The organism is Neptuniibacter sp. QD48_11 (genome assembly GCF_047778095.1).
In the GTDB taxonomy this organism is placed as follows: domain Bacteria; phylum Pseudomonadota; class Gammaproteobacteria; order Pseudomonadales; family Balneatricaceae; genus Neptuniibacter.
On record NZ_CP180551.1, the window covers coordinates 348,113 to 363,418 of the forward strand.

The following is a 15,306-nucleotide window of genomic DNA, read 5'->3' on the forward strand; positions in this document are numbered from 1 at the left end:
ATTCGGGTCCCCATGAACACTGTACCTACAATCAATTTGTATAAAAAAATGTACCTATTGTCTGTGGCTTTGATCAGTGTGTTCTTGTCGCAGTGGGCGGCAGCTGAAATTCAACTGAAACAGGCGAATTTTGTGGCTTTGCCTGGCGGGAAAGTTGAACTGAAATTTGACTTTGATTCTACGCCTCCATCGCCCCAGGCTTACATGATAAATCAGCCGGCTAGACTCGTAATGGATCTATGGGGCGTTAAAAATGGGTTAGATACACGCTCCTTAGATATTAAAACGGGGCAAGTTGATGGAGTCAGTTTTGCACAAACTGATGGTAGGCTGCGAGTGGTTACCAGTCTTTTTGAGCCTTCTTCATATAAAACTTTTACAGAAGGTAACAGCCTATTTGTAATAGTCCAATCTGGGGGAGATGTGTCTAATATGGCGCCCGCTGCCTCTAAAAGTATGATTTCCCAATCTCAAGTTGGTGCAGAAAGTTCTTCTGGTTTAGTTTCCGATCGCACAAGTGTTGTTGGGATGGACTTTGAAAGGGAAGAGGGTGGTATTGGGCGAGTAAGTATTACCCTTTCAGATGATAAAGCGGGTGTCGATATACAAGAAGAAGGTAACAATGTTGTTGTAAACCTGGTTGGGGCCGATCTCTCGCGTGCTCTAGAACAGCGGGTAGATGTACAGGATTTTGCTACGCCTGTAATGTTTATTGATGCTATGGCTAATGGAGGCAATACAAGCATTCTTGTTAAGCCTAGCGCTGAGCCATATGAATATTTAGCTTATCAGACTGACAATAAGTTGGTACTGGATTTCAAACCTCTAAGTGCAGCTGAAAAGCAAGAGAGGGATAAGGATCTATTCCCGTTTAGTGGCGAAGCAATAGATTTAAATTTTCAAAATGTAGAACTTCGTTCTGTATTGCAAATTATTGCTGAAGTAGCTGAATTGAACTTAGTTGTTAGCGATACTGTTAGCGGCAACATTACTCTGCGATTGAAAAACGTACCTTGGGATCAAGCTCTAGATATAATTTTGAAAACTAAAGGCTTAGATCAACGAACCGTAGGTAATGTATTGCTGATAGCTCCAGCAACAGAAATCGCAAAGCGGGAGCAGGAAGAATTAGAAAGTTCTCAGAAAGTAGAGCAACTGGCGCCTTTGAGAACTGAATATATTCAGGTTGAGTACCGTAAAGCTTCAGATATGCTTGATGCTATTGAAAAAGCAAAGTTAATCTCAGAACGCGGTTTTGTTATGTCAGATGATGAAACTAATATCTTAATGGTTAAAGGAACTGAGAAGGATATCGAGGCTATACGGAGCACGTTAAGGCGTTTTGACGTTGAAGTGGAGCAAGTTTTAGTTGAAGCCCGTTTAGTGAATGCTCGATCTAGTGTGACTAAAGATTTAGGCGTTCGTTGGGGCTTCGGTTATAACGATGTGAATAGCAATGGAGAAGGATGGATTGTTAATGACACATATGAATCTATTGATTTTGGTTCGCCTCCTACTGCAGCAGGGTTGCAGGTTGACTTAGGTGCAACAGCGGCAAATGCTGGTTCTATTGCTATTGGGTTTAAACCAGGTTCAAGTTCTTTGTTGGCACTAGAGTTAAGTGCGTTAGAAACTGATGGCAAGGCGGAAGTGATTTCTCAACCTAAAGTTATGACAACAAATGGTACGCAAGCATCAATTGAGTCTGGTTCTGAAATCCCTTACCAAACGGTAGAAGATGGTGAAGTTAGTGTTGAATTCAAAGATGTAGTTTTGAAATTAGATGTTACGCCACGTATAAATCCGGGGGATAGAATTGCCATGGATTTGGAAATTAAACAAGATTCAATTGGGTCGGTATTACCAAATGGTGAGCTGAGTATTGATAATAACGAACTCAGAACTTCGGTAGTGGTTCCTGATGGACAAACCATTGTTCTTGGTGGGGTCTTTAGGAATGAAAACAGCGAGACCACAGGTAAAATCCCTTTATTAGGAGATCTTCCAATCATGGGGGCTTTGTTCAGAAATAAAGAAAATACTTCAGAAAAAACTGAGTTGTTGATTTTCATTACACCTAAATTGGTAAGAAATTCATTAACATCACAGTAATTGTAAGAATGGTTGTGTGAATTGAACATCTTTCTCGTTGGGCCTATGGGAGCTGGAAAAAGCACCATAGGCCGTTTGTTATCTCAAGAATTGAAATTAGAATTTGTTGATTCTGATCGTGAAATAGAAAATCGTGCTGGTGCTGATATACCTTGGATCTTCGATGTAGAAGGAGAAATAGGTTTCAGAGATAGGGAGGAGAGTGTCATAAAGGAATTGGCAGAAGACCGCTCTATTGTCCTTTCGACAGGAGGTGGGGCTGTTTTAAGGGCCGCTAATCGGGCAGCATTACAGTCGAATGGAACAGTGGTTTATTTAGAAACATCAGTGGATCAACAATTAGATAGAACCTCTCGCGACAAAAATAGACCTCTACTTCAAACCGAAGACCCTAGGGCTGTGTTAGAGTCGCTTATGGCTGAACGTCATCCCTTATATCTTGATTGTGCGGATATAACTGTTAGGACTGATAAGCGCCATCCCAAAACGGTCGCTAGTGACATTATTAAACAATTAAAGGCAAAGTCACCGCTTGATGCGGAGTAAGCAATTTTCTATGCAAACATTAAAAGTTGATCTGGGTGATCGAAGTTACCCTATTTTTATTGGGCAAGGTTTACTAGATCAGGGGCTTATGGCTCCGTATATAAAGGGCAAGCAAGTCCTGATAGTAACGAATGAAACGATTGCGCCTTTATATCTTGAGCGTCTAAAAAAAACATTAGTAGGACAGTTTCAAGTAGATGCTGTGGTATTGCCAGATGGTGAACAGTATAAAAACCTGGGTCAGATCAACACGATCTTTGATGCTTTATTAGAAAATCGCCATAACAGAACGACAACACTTATCGCGCTCGGCGGTGGTGTTGTAGGGGATATGACCGGATTTGCGGCCGCGTGTTACCAACGCGGTGTGAACTTTGTTCAGGTTCCGACAACTCTGCTTTCTCAAGTAGATTCTTCAGTGGGTGGGAAGACCGGCGTTAACCATCCTCAAGGTAAGAACATGATTGGAGCGTTTCATCAGCCTCAATGTGTTGTGATTGATACTGATGTTTTAAATACCCTGCCTGAAAAAGAGTTGTCAGCAGGTATGGCAGAAGTGATCAAGTATGGCTTGATCTACGATGAAGCTTTTCTATGTTATTTAGAAGATCATATTGATGGCTTGATGGGGTTGCAGTCAGATCTTCTTGAACAGGCAATTTATCGTTCTTGTGCTGTTAAAGCAGAGGTGGTTGCGCAAGATGAGAAAGAGGCAGGTATTCGAGCGTGGTTGAACCTAGGGCACACATTTGGTCATGCGATTGAGGCTAACCAAGGCTATGGTGAATGGCTTCATGGTGAAGCTGTTGGTGCTGGAACAATGATGGCGGCAGATCTTTCTTGTCGCTTGGGTTGGATCTCATCTTCTGATGTTGATCGAATCAGGAATATACTTGAGGCTGCTAATCTTCCTGTGCATCCGCCCGAGTCTATGGGAATTGATACTTTTAAAGATTTGATGCTTGTGGATAAAAAGGTTATTGATGGAAGTATTCGTCTTGTGCTGCTTCAAGAGATTGGTAAAGCAATTGTAACTTCAGATTTTCCAGCGGAGTTATTAGACCGAACCTTATCTGCGGGTAAAAAGTTAGGTAGCTGCTGTTAGTTAATGCTTTAAGAGTTGATCCTTTCTGATGAAGTCAAATATTTACTTTGAACCGCCAAGTCGTCTTCAACTACTAGATAAACTAAAGCATTTGGTTAGGTTTTCTGATTTCTTGCTATTAGTTTCAGGGGAACGAGGAGCAGGAAAAAGTACTTTATTGGATCAGCTCCATCCCGAAAAGGGCGATACAACACTTTGTAGCTGCTTTATAACGCCTGAAGCGGAATTATCGCAGCAAAAATTGCTTGCATCCCTTATCAGTCAATTACCAAGTCATGATGCGGCCGGGACCGGGTTTGCTGATCAACTAAAAGTTTTCCACCTTCAGCTAAAAGCACTGAGTTCAGCGGGTCAGAAATGTCTGATACTGATTGATGATGCGGAATATCTGTCTAATGAGGCGTTTGAATTGCTGATGAATCTGCATGCGGCAGGTGCGCAGTTACTTTTGATGTCTGAACCATCATACGCAGAAGCTGTTTTAGATACAGACCTTGTTAAAGCGATGGAAGGGCGTGTTCACCATGTTGCTATTGAGGGTATGTCGGATGAAGAAGCTGCTGAATATCTACAGATTTGTCATCCAGCGCTGACATCGCTTCCTGAAAAGAAAAAAGCAGATTTGATCTCTCTGTCTGGTGGTATGCCGGGGCGAATAGAAACTCTGCTTGCTGGTGGCAAAATTACAGTTCCCCCGCGGAAAAAAACTGCATTCCCTCTGCCACCCATTCATATGATGGGTATAGCTGTTGTGTTATTAGGTATTGTGGGGGTTTCACTGTGGAAATTTATGCCAGAAGAGCCTGATATTGATCAGCAAGTGGCAGTCGAAGAACGGGTAACCGTGCCATTAGTTGTTCCAGCAGCTGTAGAGCAACCTGAAGCGATTAAAATTGAGAGTGGCCGGACAGAAAAGGCTGTGCAGCCTGACATGCTTCTAGAAAAAAATCCTTCAGTAAGAGAAGAGCTCTCGGCTCGCTTAAAAGAGCAGGAAGATAAACTAAACAGTGTAGCTAAACCCGCGCCGGTAGTAACCGATCCGCCAAGTATTGCTGACGCCAAGCCTAGGCAAGCTGTTAAGGTTGAACCTCCTCAAACAGAGGTTGTTTCAGTGCCTGCTGTTAGTGCTCCGGCAGTATCCAAGGTGGATACGGCTCAGTTGGAAAAAGACCTTAGAGAGGTTGTTAAAGCAAGTGGCGAAACGCAGCCTTCTGTTTCGCCTGCGATTTCAAAGGTTAAATCTCAAGAGAAGAAACCCAAGGAGGAAGCAGTAGCATCGAAGGGGCTGAGTCAAAGTGAGCAAGCGTTGATGGGTTGGCCTGATAAAGGTTATACCTTGCAGATGTTAGGTGCTAGGTCAGAAGAAAGTGCCCTTGGTTTTATCAAATCTCAGCAGAAACCAAGTGACTTTTACCACTTCTCGACAATATATAAAGGGTTGCCGTGGCACGTAGTTGTACATGGGAAGTTTGCTAATAGAGATATTGCGAATGCAGCCATCAGGAAATTGCCAAAAGAGCTACAAAACGTGAAACCTTGGGCAAGAAGTATTCAAGGCGTAAAAATAGATATTAAAAGCAAAAAATAGTTTAAAAACAAATAGATGGCTTGCTTGTTGAGTGGGTCATTACCTTCCCAATATCCTCGGGCAACTGTTTGAAATTTGTCCCAAACCCACTTCGCGTGTAGAATAGCTGTCCCTTTTTGCTGAGTGGCGTATATATTGCAGCAGAAAGAATTATTAAGATATTGATTTTTAAGTATTTTTAAGTGGGAATGGCTTATGAGCAAAGGTCTTTATCGCCCCGGTGAATTCAAAGATAACTGCGGCTTTGGCCTTATGGCACACATGCAAGGCCAAGCGAGTCACGATCTGCTAGAAAAAGCGATCGAAGCACTAGCGTGCATGACACACCGTGGTGGCATTGCGGCAGATGGTAAAACAGGTGACGGTTGTGGCCTGTTGATGCAAAAACCTGATGGTTTTTTGCGTACCGTTGCGCAGGAAGAATTTAACACCGATCTAGGCGAATTTTATGCGGTTGGTATGGTATTTTTGCCACGTGATGCTGCGAAAGCAGAAGCAGCACGTAGTGCAGTAAATACAGCGATTACTGATCAAGGTCTTGAAGTTGCTGGATGGCGTGTAGTTCCAACCGATGAATCTTGTTTAGGGCCTATCGCAAAAGATACCCTGCCACTCATCGAACAGGTCTTTATTACTGCGGCAAGCAAAACTGAACGTGAACTAGCAATTAGCTTGTTTACAGCGCGCCGTAAAGCTGAGATTGCAATGTCAGCTGATGAAGATTTCTACATTTGTAGTTTCTCAGACAAAGTTATCTCCTATAAAGGTTTAACTATGCCTGTTGATCTACCTGTGTTCTTTAAAGACTTGGCAGATCCGCGTCTTGAAACAGCTGTATGTACTTATCATCAGCGTTTCTCTACTAACACTGCACCGCGCTGGCCTTTAGCTCAGCCTTTCCGCTTCTTAGCACATAACGGTGAGATCAATACGGTTGACGGTAACCGTAACTGGGCTAAAGCACGTGCAAGTAAATTTGCTACAGATCTACTACCTAACCTAGATGAGCTGCAACCGATTGTGAATACAACAGGTTCAGACTCTTCAAGTATGGATAACATGCTTGAGTTCCTATTGGTTGGAGGCATGGATATCTACCGTGCAGTACGTATGATCGTACCACCAGCATGGCAGAACGTTGAAACTATGGATGCAGATCTACGTGCATTCTATGACTTCAACTCTATGCACATGGAACCATGGGATGGTCCTGCAGGTATGGTAATGACCGATGGTCGTTTTGCTGTATGTATGCTTGACCGTAACGGTCTGCGTCCATCTCGTTGGGTAATGACTAAACAAGGTTATATCTGTACGGCATCTGAAATCGGCGTATTTAGCTATCAGCCTGAAGATATTGTCGCACAGGGTCGTGTAGGTCCGGGTCAGATCTTGGCTATCGATACGCAAACAGGTGATGTTCTACATACTCAAGATGTAGATAATCGTCTTAAAGCCGCTCAGCCATACAAAAAGTGGCTGAAAGAGAATGCTCTTCGTCTAGAGCAGACTATGGACTTGGAAGAAGAGTCTAAATCTTTCCCTGCTATGTCAGCGGACGAGATCAAAACTCATATGAAAATGTTCCAGGTTACTTTTGAAGAACGTGACCAGATCCTTCGTCCACTTGGTGAGAGTGGTATGGAGGCGATCGGTTCTATGGGTGATGACAAGCCAATGGCTGTCCTATCAGACCGTGTACGTTCTTTATATGACTATTTCCGTCAGCAATTCGCTCAGGTTACTAACCCGCCAATCGATCCTCTGCGTGAAGCGATCGTTATGTCGTTGGAAACGTGTATCGGTGCTGAACAGAACGTGTTCGAAGAGACACCAGAACACGCTCGTCGTGTAATTCTGACTACGCCTGTATTATCCGCAAGCAAGTTTAACCGTCTGCGTGATAACCAAGAGCCAGGCTTTGAAGTTGCACAAATTGATCTGAACTATAGCCCTGAAGAGATCTCTCTTGAGGATGCGATCAAGTCTATTGCTGATCAAGCTGAACAAGCTGTTCGTGATGGCAAAGTGATTATAGTGCTAAGTGATGCCAATATCGCTCGTGGTTGCCTACCTGTTCACGCTGCTTTAGCGACAGGAGCGGTACACCACCGTCTAGTTGATAAAGGCTTACGCTGCGATGCTAACATCGTAGTTGAAAGTGGTACGGTTCGTGACCCTCATCACTTCGCGGTACTATTTGGTTTTGGTGCAACAGCTGTTTACCCATACCTTGCTTACCGTGTTCTTAACGATCTTTGTGCTGCTGGTGAAATTCAAATTGAGCCGCTTCAGTCTCACGAGAACTACCGTAAGGGCATAAACAAGGGCTTGATGAAGATCCTATCTAAGATGGGTATCTCTACAATTGCCTCTTACCGTGGTGCACAGTTGTTTGAAGCTATTGGTCTAAGCTCTGAGATCGTTGACCTATGTTTCAAAGGTGTTACTAGCCGTATTGAAGGTGCTCGTTTCGAGGACTTCCAATTTGAGCAGGGCCTCCTAGCCAAAGAAGCTTGGACTGCGCGTAAGCCAATTCAAGCAGGTGGTTTGCTGAAGTATAAGCACGGTGGTGAATACCACGCTTATAATCCAGACGTAGTTAAGACTATCCACGAAGCTGTAGAAACTGGTAATCCTGAAGCTTACCAACGCTACGCTGAGCTGGTTAATAACCGCGGTTACGCAACTCTACGTGACATGCTGGGCTTGCGTAAAGATGTTAAATCTATCTCAATTGATGAGGTAGAGCCGGCTGACAATATTTTCCCGCGTTTCGACTCTGCTGCAATGTCCCTAGGTGCATTGTCTCCAGAAGCTCACGAAGCACTTGCTGTTGCGATGAACGAACTTGGTGGTCGTTCTAACTCCGGTGAAGGTGGTGAAGATGCTGCTCGTCACGGCACGATGAAGCGTTCTAAAATCAAGCAGGTTGCTTCGGGGCGTTTCGGTGTAACACCAGAATACCTATCTAACGCTGAAGTTATGCAGATCAAAGTAGCTCAAGGTGCTAAGCCGGGTGAAGGTGGTCAGCTACCTGGTGGTAAGGTTAATAGCCTGATTGCACGTCTACGTTACTCTGTACCAGGCGTGACGCTAATTTCGCCTCCGCCGCACCATGATATCTACTCGATCGAAGACTTGGCGCAGCTAATCTTTGACCTTAAGCAGGTTAACCCAGAAGCGCTAGTTTCTGTGAAGCTGGTATCTCGTCCAGGTGTAGGTACGATCGCATGTGGTGTTGCTAAAGCATACGCAGATTTGATCACTATCTCTGGTTACGATGGTGGTACAGCGGCGTCACCATTGACATCGATCCATTACGCAGGTTCTCCATGGGAGCTTGGTCTTGCCGATGCACACCAGTCTCTACGTGGTAACCAACTACGTGGTTCTGTACGTCTACAAACAGACGGTGGTTTGAAGACTGGTTTGGACGTTGTTAAAGGCGCGATCCTAGGTGCTGAGAGCTTTGGTTTCGGTACAATGCCAATGGTTGCATTGGGTTGTAAGTACCTACGAATCTGTCACTTGAATAACTGTGCGACCGGTGTTGCGACTCAGAACGATAAACTGCGTGAAGATCACTTCCGCGGTACGGTAGAGATGGTTAAGAACTTCTTCCGTTTCGTTGCTGAAGAAACTCGCCAGTTAATGGCACAGCTAGGTGTTCGTTCTATGGAAGAACTAGTAGGTCGCGTAGATCTTCTAGAGATCCTTGACGGTGAAACACCTCGCCAGAAGAACTTGGATCTATCTCCAATTCTGACATCTGCTGGTGAAGAGTTCCCTAACACTTGTCAGGTAGAGCGTAACGAGCCTTACGACCTAGCTGAGTTGAATACTCAGATGCTAGAGCTTGCTGAGAAAGCGATTGCTGATAAGACTGGCGGTGAATACGAACTGGTGATCACTAACTGTGACCGTTCTGTCGGTGCCCGTACTTCTGGTGCAATTGCTAAACAGCATGGCAACCTAGGCATGAGTGATCAGCCTGTAACCTTCAAGTTTAAAGGTCATGCAGGCCAGTCATTCGGTGTTTGGAACGCTGGTGGCCAGAACTTATACCTAGAAGGTGATGCTAACGACTACGTTGGTAAAGGTATGGCTGGCGGTAAGATCGTTATCCGCCCATTTGACGAAGTAACATTCAAGTCAAATGAAACTGCCATCATGGGTAATACCTGCTTATACGGTGCTACTGGCGGTAAGCTATTTGCAGCGGGTCAAGCAGGCGAGCGTTTCGGTGTGCGTAACTCTGGTGTACATGCTGTTGTTGAAGGTGCTGGCGATCACTGTTGTGAATACATGACGGGTGGTCTAGTTACTGTGTTGGGCTCTACGGGTTACAACTTCGGTGCTGGTATGACAGGTGGCTTTGCTTACGTTCTGGATATGGATAATAGCTTTGTGGATAAATATAACCACGAACTAGTAGAGATTCAGCGTATCCACACTGAAAATATGGAAGCTTACAAAAATCATCTGCGCTCTGTGATCATTGAGTTCACTAAAGAGACAGGCAGTGCATGGGGCCAAGAGATCGTCGATAACCTTGATGATTACATCGGTCGCTTCTGGTTGGTTAAACCAAAAGCTGCAAGCCTGAATGATTTGCTATCTAACATCCGTACACGTCCGGAATAAGAAGCAGATTTAAAAAGTAGATGAAGAATAATCCGCAGCCCTGCTGTTAAGGGCTGCTTTTAAGAGGTGAGGATTATGGCTGACCGTTTGAACAACGATTTTCAGTTCCTCGATGTGGGTCGTAAAGGACCACAGAAAATTGATGCAGATGTACGTAAAGAAGGCTTTGGTGAGATCTACGAGCCGTTTGCGAAAGAAGAAGCATCTGAGCAATCACACCGTTGTTTAGAGTGTGGTAACCCATATTGTTCATGGAAATGCCCTGTGCATAACCATATCCCGAATTGGCTGAAGCTAATTTCTGAAGGGAACATCATGGAAGCAGTTGAGTTAAGTCACCAGACTAACTCTCTGCCAGAAGTTTGTGGTCGTGTTTGCCCACAAGATCGTCTATGTGAAGGTGCTTGTACACTGAACGACGGTTTTGGTGCGGTAACTATCGGTTCTGTAGAAAAGTACATTACAGATACTGCATTCGCGATGGGTTGGAAGCCTGATATGTCTCAGGCACCAAAGACTGATAAGAAAGTTGCAGTGATTGGTGCAGGTCCTGCAGGCTTGGCTGCTGCGGACGTTCTGGTACGTAATGGTGTTAAACCAGTAGTCTTTGATCGTAATCCAGAGATCGGCGGTCTTCTAACGTTCGGTATTCCAGAATTCAAACTGGAAAAAGACGTAATGTCTCGTCGTCGTGAAATCTTTACTGAGATGGGTGTTGAATTCCGTCTGAATACTGAAGTAGGTAAAGATGTTCAGATGCAGGATCTGATCGATCAATACGACGCAGTATTCCTAGGTATGGGCACTTACACTTACATGAAAGGTGGTTTCCCAGGTGAAGATCTAGATGGTGTGTATGATGCGCTTCCGTTCTTGATCTCTAATGTGAATAACTGCCTTGGCTTCGAGCAAGATGAAAACGGCTTCATTGACCTGAAGGGTAAGAAAGTTGTTGTGCTTGGCGGTGGTGATACTGCGATGGACTGTAACCGTACATCTATCCGTCAGGGCGCTGAGTCTGTAATTTGTGCTTACCGTCGTGACGAAGCGAACATGCCTGGTTCTAAGAAAGAAGTGGAAAATGCGCGTGAAGAAGGCGTACAGTTCCAGTTCAACCGTCAGCCTGTTGAAGTTGTAGGTGAAAACGGCAAAGTAACCGGTATCAAGGTTGTTAGCACACAGATGGGCGAGCCAGACGAAAATGGTCGTCGTCGTGCTGAAGTCGTTCCGGGTTCTGAAGAGGTTCTAGAAGCGGATGCTATTCTTGTGGCATTTGGTTTCCGTCCTAGCCCAGCGCCATGGTTTGCTGACTTTGGTATTGATCTGCATGAAGATGGTCGTGTTAAAGCGCCAGAACAGCATGCATTCCCGTTCCAGACTACTAACGAAAAAGTATTCGCTGGTGGTGATATGGTACGCGGTTCTGATCTAGTGGTAACTGCGATTGCTGAAGGTCGTAAGGCTGCTGAAGGTATGCTGGATTACTTGGAAGTTTAATCTCTAACTAATCCGTTTAGAAAATCCGGTACTTCTAAGAAGGCCGGATTTTTTTATGTCTAAAAATACTGATCAGCATTGATGATTTTATGGTGAATGCTGCTTAAGAAATCATTGATAGCTAACTGATCACTGTTAGTTGATGAGATGGGATAATCTGCAGAAATAAGTTCTCGTTGATTCCTACTGATCCTCATCTGATATCGTTGTCGTCCATTAAATGGAATTACTCGGCTTTGAATAACCTGCCCTGTCTTAGGTGATTGTGATGAGCCTAATGTTCGGATGTCTTCAGCGCCATATAAGGCCAATCTTGTTTTTAGTTTGTTATTAAACGTTTGCTCATTGTGTGTGCTGGTAGCGCTAGTATCTAACCAAACTTGCTCTTTTTTGAAATATTGCTAACTTGGCAGGAGCCAGATTTATGGGCTTAGTCGGTTGGGATTGGCAACCACTCAAAATAACTAAAAACAGTAACAGGCAGTATTTTTTCAAACTTAGATCACAAAGTTAGTTAAAGAGGGATGGAATCACAGGTAATTCCTCTTAAAAATCGTTAAAATAGCGACCAATTCGAATTTACAAGATATAAGTGGCTGACACAAATGGCTGAATTGAAAAACGATCGTTTCCTACGTGCATTACTTCGTGAACCTGTAGATGCAACTCCAGTTTGGATGATGCGTCAGGCGGGTCGTTACCTTCCAGAGTACCGTGAGACTCGTGCGAAAGCGGGTGATTTTCTAAGCCTTTGCAAAAATAAAGAGTTGGCTTGTGAAGTTACCATTCAGCCTTTAGAGCGTTATGACCTCGATGCTGCAATTTTGTTTTCCGATATCCTAACAATTCCGGATGCAATGGGTCTTGGGCTTTACTTTGAAGTGGGTGAAGGCCCACGTTTTAAAAAGATCATCCGTACAGAACAAGACGTTGCTGACTTGCCTGTACCAGATGCAGCAAGAGATCTTGATTACGTAATGAATGCGGTTAAAGAGATCCGTCGTGAGCTAAACGGTCGTGTACCGCTGATTGGCTTCTCTGGTAGCCCGTGGACACTTGCTACTTACATGGTTGAAGGTGGTTCTAGTAAAGACTTCCGTCATGTTAAGCAGATGATGTATGCAACGCCTGAGATTATGCACGCGTTGCTAGATAAGCTTGCACAGTCTGTAACGACTTACTTGAACGAGCAGATTCGCTCGGGTGCACAGGCTGTACAAATCTTCGATACTTGGGGCGGTGCACTAAGTGGTCCTTGCTACCAAGAGTTCTCGCTTAAATACATGAAACAGATTGTTGATGGTCTAATTCGCGAACACGATGGTCGTAAAGTACCAGTGATCATGTTTACTAAGAATGGCGGTCAGTGGCTAGAAGCAATGGCTGAAGCAGGCTCTGATGCGCTAGGTTTGGATTGGACAACAGATATTGGTAATGCGCGTGCGCGTGTAGGTGACAAAGTTGCTCTTCAAGGCAACATGGATCCAAGTGTTCTATATGCTCCAGCAAACCGTATTGAACAAGAAGTTGAGTTCATCTTAGGGCAGTATGGCAATGGTTCTGGTCACGTATTTAATCTAGGCCATGGTATTCACCAGTTTGTAGATCCAGCGCAGCCTAAAGCGTTTGTTGATGCAGTACACGAACTAAGTGCGAAGTATCATCAGTCTTAATTTTGATTTGGATTTCAGAGGGGCATAAGCCCCTCTTTGTTTATAAGAGTGATTAATGAACAAGCTTACTCATCTTTTAGAAAGCAACCGCGAATGGGCGGAAAAGATAAATCAGGAAGACCCGCATTTTTTTGAAACACTAGCGCAACAGCAATCACCTGAGTATCTGTGGATTGGCTGTTCTGACAGTCGTGTTCCTGCGAACGAAATTGTTGGCATGATGCCGGGTGAGCTATTTGTTCACCGTAACGTTGCAAACGTTGTTGTTCATACAGATATGAATTGTCTGTCAGTCGTTCAATACGCGGTAGAGGTGCTTAAAGTTAAGCACATCATGGTTGTTGGCCACTATGGTTGTGGTGGTGTAGCGGCTTCTATCGAAGATGAACCCCATGGGCTGATTGATAATTGGCTGCGTAATATTCGTCGTGTTTATGACAAACATAAAGACTTCCTGTCTACATGGGAGGACTCGCACCAGCAGTTGGATCGTTTGTGTGAGCTTAATGTGATTGAGCAGTCTAGGAATCTGTGTGAAACCACAATTTTGCAGCAAGCTTGGGCGCATGATCAGGAAGTTACTGTCCATGGCTGGATCTATGGTTTAAGAGATGGCTTAGTAAATGATCTTGAGTTCAATGCATCCAGTGCTGACGATGTTACACAACAGTACCAACTTGCGATGAATAAAATGCATAAACTTCGTGAATTGGCTCAGTCACCTGAGGCGCCAGAAGAAAATGCACGTACCATGTGGAATAAAGTTAAATCGATTTTTAATTGAGTTCTGATTGAATAAGAAAAGGCCGCATATTTAGCGGCCTTTTTATATCAATTTTTCTAGTTCGATAAAGGTGTTATTTATTCACAGCAGCAAGTGCTTGTTCTAAATCTGCAATCAGATCATCAGCGTGTTCAATACCTATCGATAAACGAACCATCTCAGGTGATACGCCAGCTGATGCCAGTTCCTCATCATTGAGCTGACGGTGTGTTGTTTCAGCTGGAATGGCCGCAAGAGATTTACAGTCACCGATGTTTACCAGTCGAGTGAAAATCTGCAGAGCATCATAGAACGGTGCTGTGGCTGCTCGGCCCGCTTTAAGACCGAAACTGATAATGCCGGATGCTTGCCCGTTCAGATATTTCTGAGCAAGATCGTAGTCTTTATGGCTTTCGAGGCCTGCATACTTAACCCAGCTAACCTGATCGTGTTGCTCTAGGAAGTTAGCAATCTTTGCGCTGTTTTCATTGATGCGCTCCATACGGAGGGCCAGAGTCTCTAGGCCTTGTAGGATCATGAAGGCATTCATAGGAGATATAGCGGCGCCGGTGTTACGAAGTGGTACTACACGACAGCGACCAATATAAGCGGCTGGGCCAAGGGCTTCGGTATAGACAACACCATGGTAAGACGCATCAGGTGTATTTAGCAGAGGGAAACGTTCAGCATTGTCTGCCCAGGGGAATTTACCCGAATCGATAACTACGCCACCAATAGAGTTACCGTGTCCGCCAATATACTTAGTCACTGAGTGAACAACGATGTCGGCACCGTGCTCGATGGGGCGCCACATAGCAGGGCTTGGTACTGTGTTATCCACAATCAGCGGGATGCCATTACGGTGTGCCACATCCGCTAGCTTTTCAATATCCGCGATACCGCCTGATGGGTTACCTACAGATTCACAGAAAAGCGCTTTAGTGTTTGCATCGATTTTGCTCTCGATTTCGCTAACGTCATCTTTGTTGGCAAATCTAACTTCGATCCCTTGATGAGGTAGCGTGTGAGCAAACAGGTTGTAGGTGCCACCGTACAATTCGCTGGTGGAGATAATATTGTCCCCAGTCGCTGCAATTGTTTGAATCGCGTAAGTGATTGCTGCCATACCTGACGCTACAGCAAGAGCAGCGATACCGCCTTCCATTTCTGCTAGACGCTTTTCAAGTACGTCAGTCGTTGGGTTCATGATGCGGGTATAAATATTACCTTCTACTTTGAGATCGAAAAGGTCAGCACCATGTTGAGCATCATCAAAAGCATAAGATGTAGTTTGATAGATCGGAACCGCAACCGCTTTAGTTGTTGGGTCTGGGGAGTAGCCACCGTGAACGGCAATTGTTTCCAGCTTCATATA

9 protein-coding genes are annotated in these 15,306 nt (G+C 44.5%); 8 read left to right on the forward strand and 1 reads right to left on the reverse strand.

Annotated elements, in window-relative coordinates:
• The first annotated feature begins 12 nt into the window (after nt 1-12).
• The 8 genes from pilQ to can all read left to right on the forward strand — a co-directional run bounded on the left by pilQ (nt 13) and on the right by can (nt 13,952).
• Complete coding sequence (gene pilQ, locus ACMXYU_RS01580; RefSeq protein WP_415899902.1) at nt 13-2,112, forward strand: type IV pilus secretin PilQ; 2,100 nt, start codon at nt 13-15, stop codon at nt 2,110-2,112.
• 45 nt (nt 2,113-2,157) lie between these two features.
• Nucleotides 2,158-2,658, forward strand: a complete 501-nt coding sequence (aroK, locus tag ACMXYU_RS01585; protein WP_415901143.1) for a shikimate kinase AroK — start codon at nt 2,158-2,160, stop codon at nt 2,656-2,658.
• 10 nt (nt 2,659-2,668) lie between these two features.
• The gene (aroB, locus tag ACMXYU_RS01590) at nt 2,669-3,763 is read left to right on the forward strand and encodes a 3-dehydroquinate synthase (RefSeq protein ID WP_415899903.1); all 1,095 of its coding nucleotides are present in this window, start codon (nt 2,669-2,671) and stop codon (nt 3,761-3,763) included.
• Between the two features lie 28 nt (nt 3,764-3,791).
• Entirely contained in the window at nt 3,792-5,351 is a 1,560-nt protein-coding gene (locus ACMXYU_RS01595) for an SPOR domain-containing protein (RefSeq protein ID WP_415899905.1), read from the forward strand.
• Between the two features lie 195 nt (nt 5,352-5,546).
• Complete coding sequence (gene gltB, locus ACMXYU_RS01600; protein ID WP_415899906.1) at nt 5,547-9,998, forward strand: glutamate synthase large subunit; 4,452 nt, start codon at nt 5,547-5,549, stop codon at nt 9,996-9,998.
• Between the two features lie 75 nt (nt 9,999-10,073).
• Entirely contained in the window at nt 10,074-11,495 is a 1,422-nt protein-coding gene (locus tag ACMXYU_RS01605; RefSeq protein WP_415899907.1) for an FAD-dependent oxidoreductase, read from the forward strand.
• A 605-nt stretch (nt 11,496-12,100) separates the two neighbouring features.
• Nucleotides 12,101-13,168, forward strand: a complete 1,068-nt coding sequence (gene hemE / locus ACMXYU_RS01610) for a uroporphyrinogen decarboxylase (RefSeq protein WP_415899908.1) — start codon at nt 12,101-12,103, stop codon at nt 13,166-13,168.
• A 55-nt stretch (nt 13,169-13,223) separates the two neighbouring features.
• Nucleotides 13,224-13,952, forward strand: a complete 729-nt coding sequence (gene can / locus ACMXYU_RS01615; RefSeq protein ID WP_415899909.1) for a carbonate dehydratase — start codon at nt 13,224-13,226, stop codon at nt 13,950-13,952.
• Nucleotides 13,953-14,025: 73 nt separating this feature from the next.
• Here the strand turns inward: can and ACMXYU_RS01620 are convergent, their stop codons facing one another.
• Nucleotides 14,026-15,303 carry an O-acetylhomoserine aminocarboxypropyltransferase/cysteine synthase family protein gene (locus tag ACMXYU_RS01620; protein WP_415899910.1) on the reverse strand — a complete coding sequence of 426 codons (1,278 nt, stop codon included), beginning with the start codon at nt 15,301-15,303 and terminating at the stop codon, nt 14,026-14,028.
• Between the last annotated feature and the right edge of the window lie 3 nt (nt 15,304-15,306).

Bases quoted from the DNA above. Each gene is read 5' to 3' on its own strand.
- ACMXYU_RS01605 (WP_415899907.1), top strand. From the start codon at position 10,074: ATGGCTGACCGTTTGAACAACGATTTTCAGTTCCTCGATGTGGGTCGT.
- aroB (WP_415899903.1), top strand. From the start codon at position 2,669: ATGCAAACATTAAAAGTTGATCTGGGTGATCGAAGTTACCCTATTTTT.
- hemE (WP_415899908.1), top strand. From the start codon at position 12,101: ATGGCTGAATTGAAAAACGATCGTTTCCTACGTGCATTACTTCGTGAA.
- can (WP_415899909.1), top strand. From the start codon at position 13,224: ATGAACAAGCTTACTCATCTTTTAGAAAGCAACCGCGAATGGGCGGAA.
- aroK (WP_415901143.1), top strand. From the start codon at position 2,158: ATGGGAGCTGGAAAAAGCACCATAGGCCGTTTGTTATCTCAAGAATTG.
- gltB (WP_415899906.1), top strand. From the start codon at position 5,547: ATGAGCAAAGGTCTTTATCGCCCCGGTGAATTCAAAGATAACTGCGGC.
- ACMXYU_RS01595 (WP_415899905.1), top strand. From the start codon at position 3,792: ATGAAGTCAAATATTTACTTTGAACCGCCAAGTCGTCTTCAACTACTA.
- pilQ (WP_415899902.1), top strand. From the start codon at position 13: ATGAACACTGTACCTACAATCAATTTGTATAAAAAAATGTACCTATTG.
- ACMXYU_RS01620 (WP_415899910.1), bottom strand. From the start codon at position 15,303: ATGAAGCTGGAAACAATTGCCGTTCACGGTGGCTACTCCCCAGACCCA.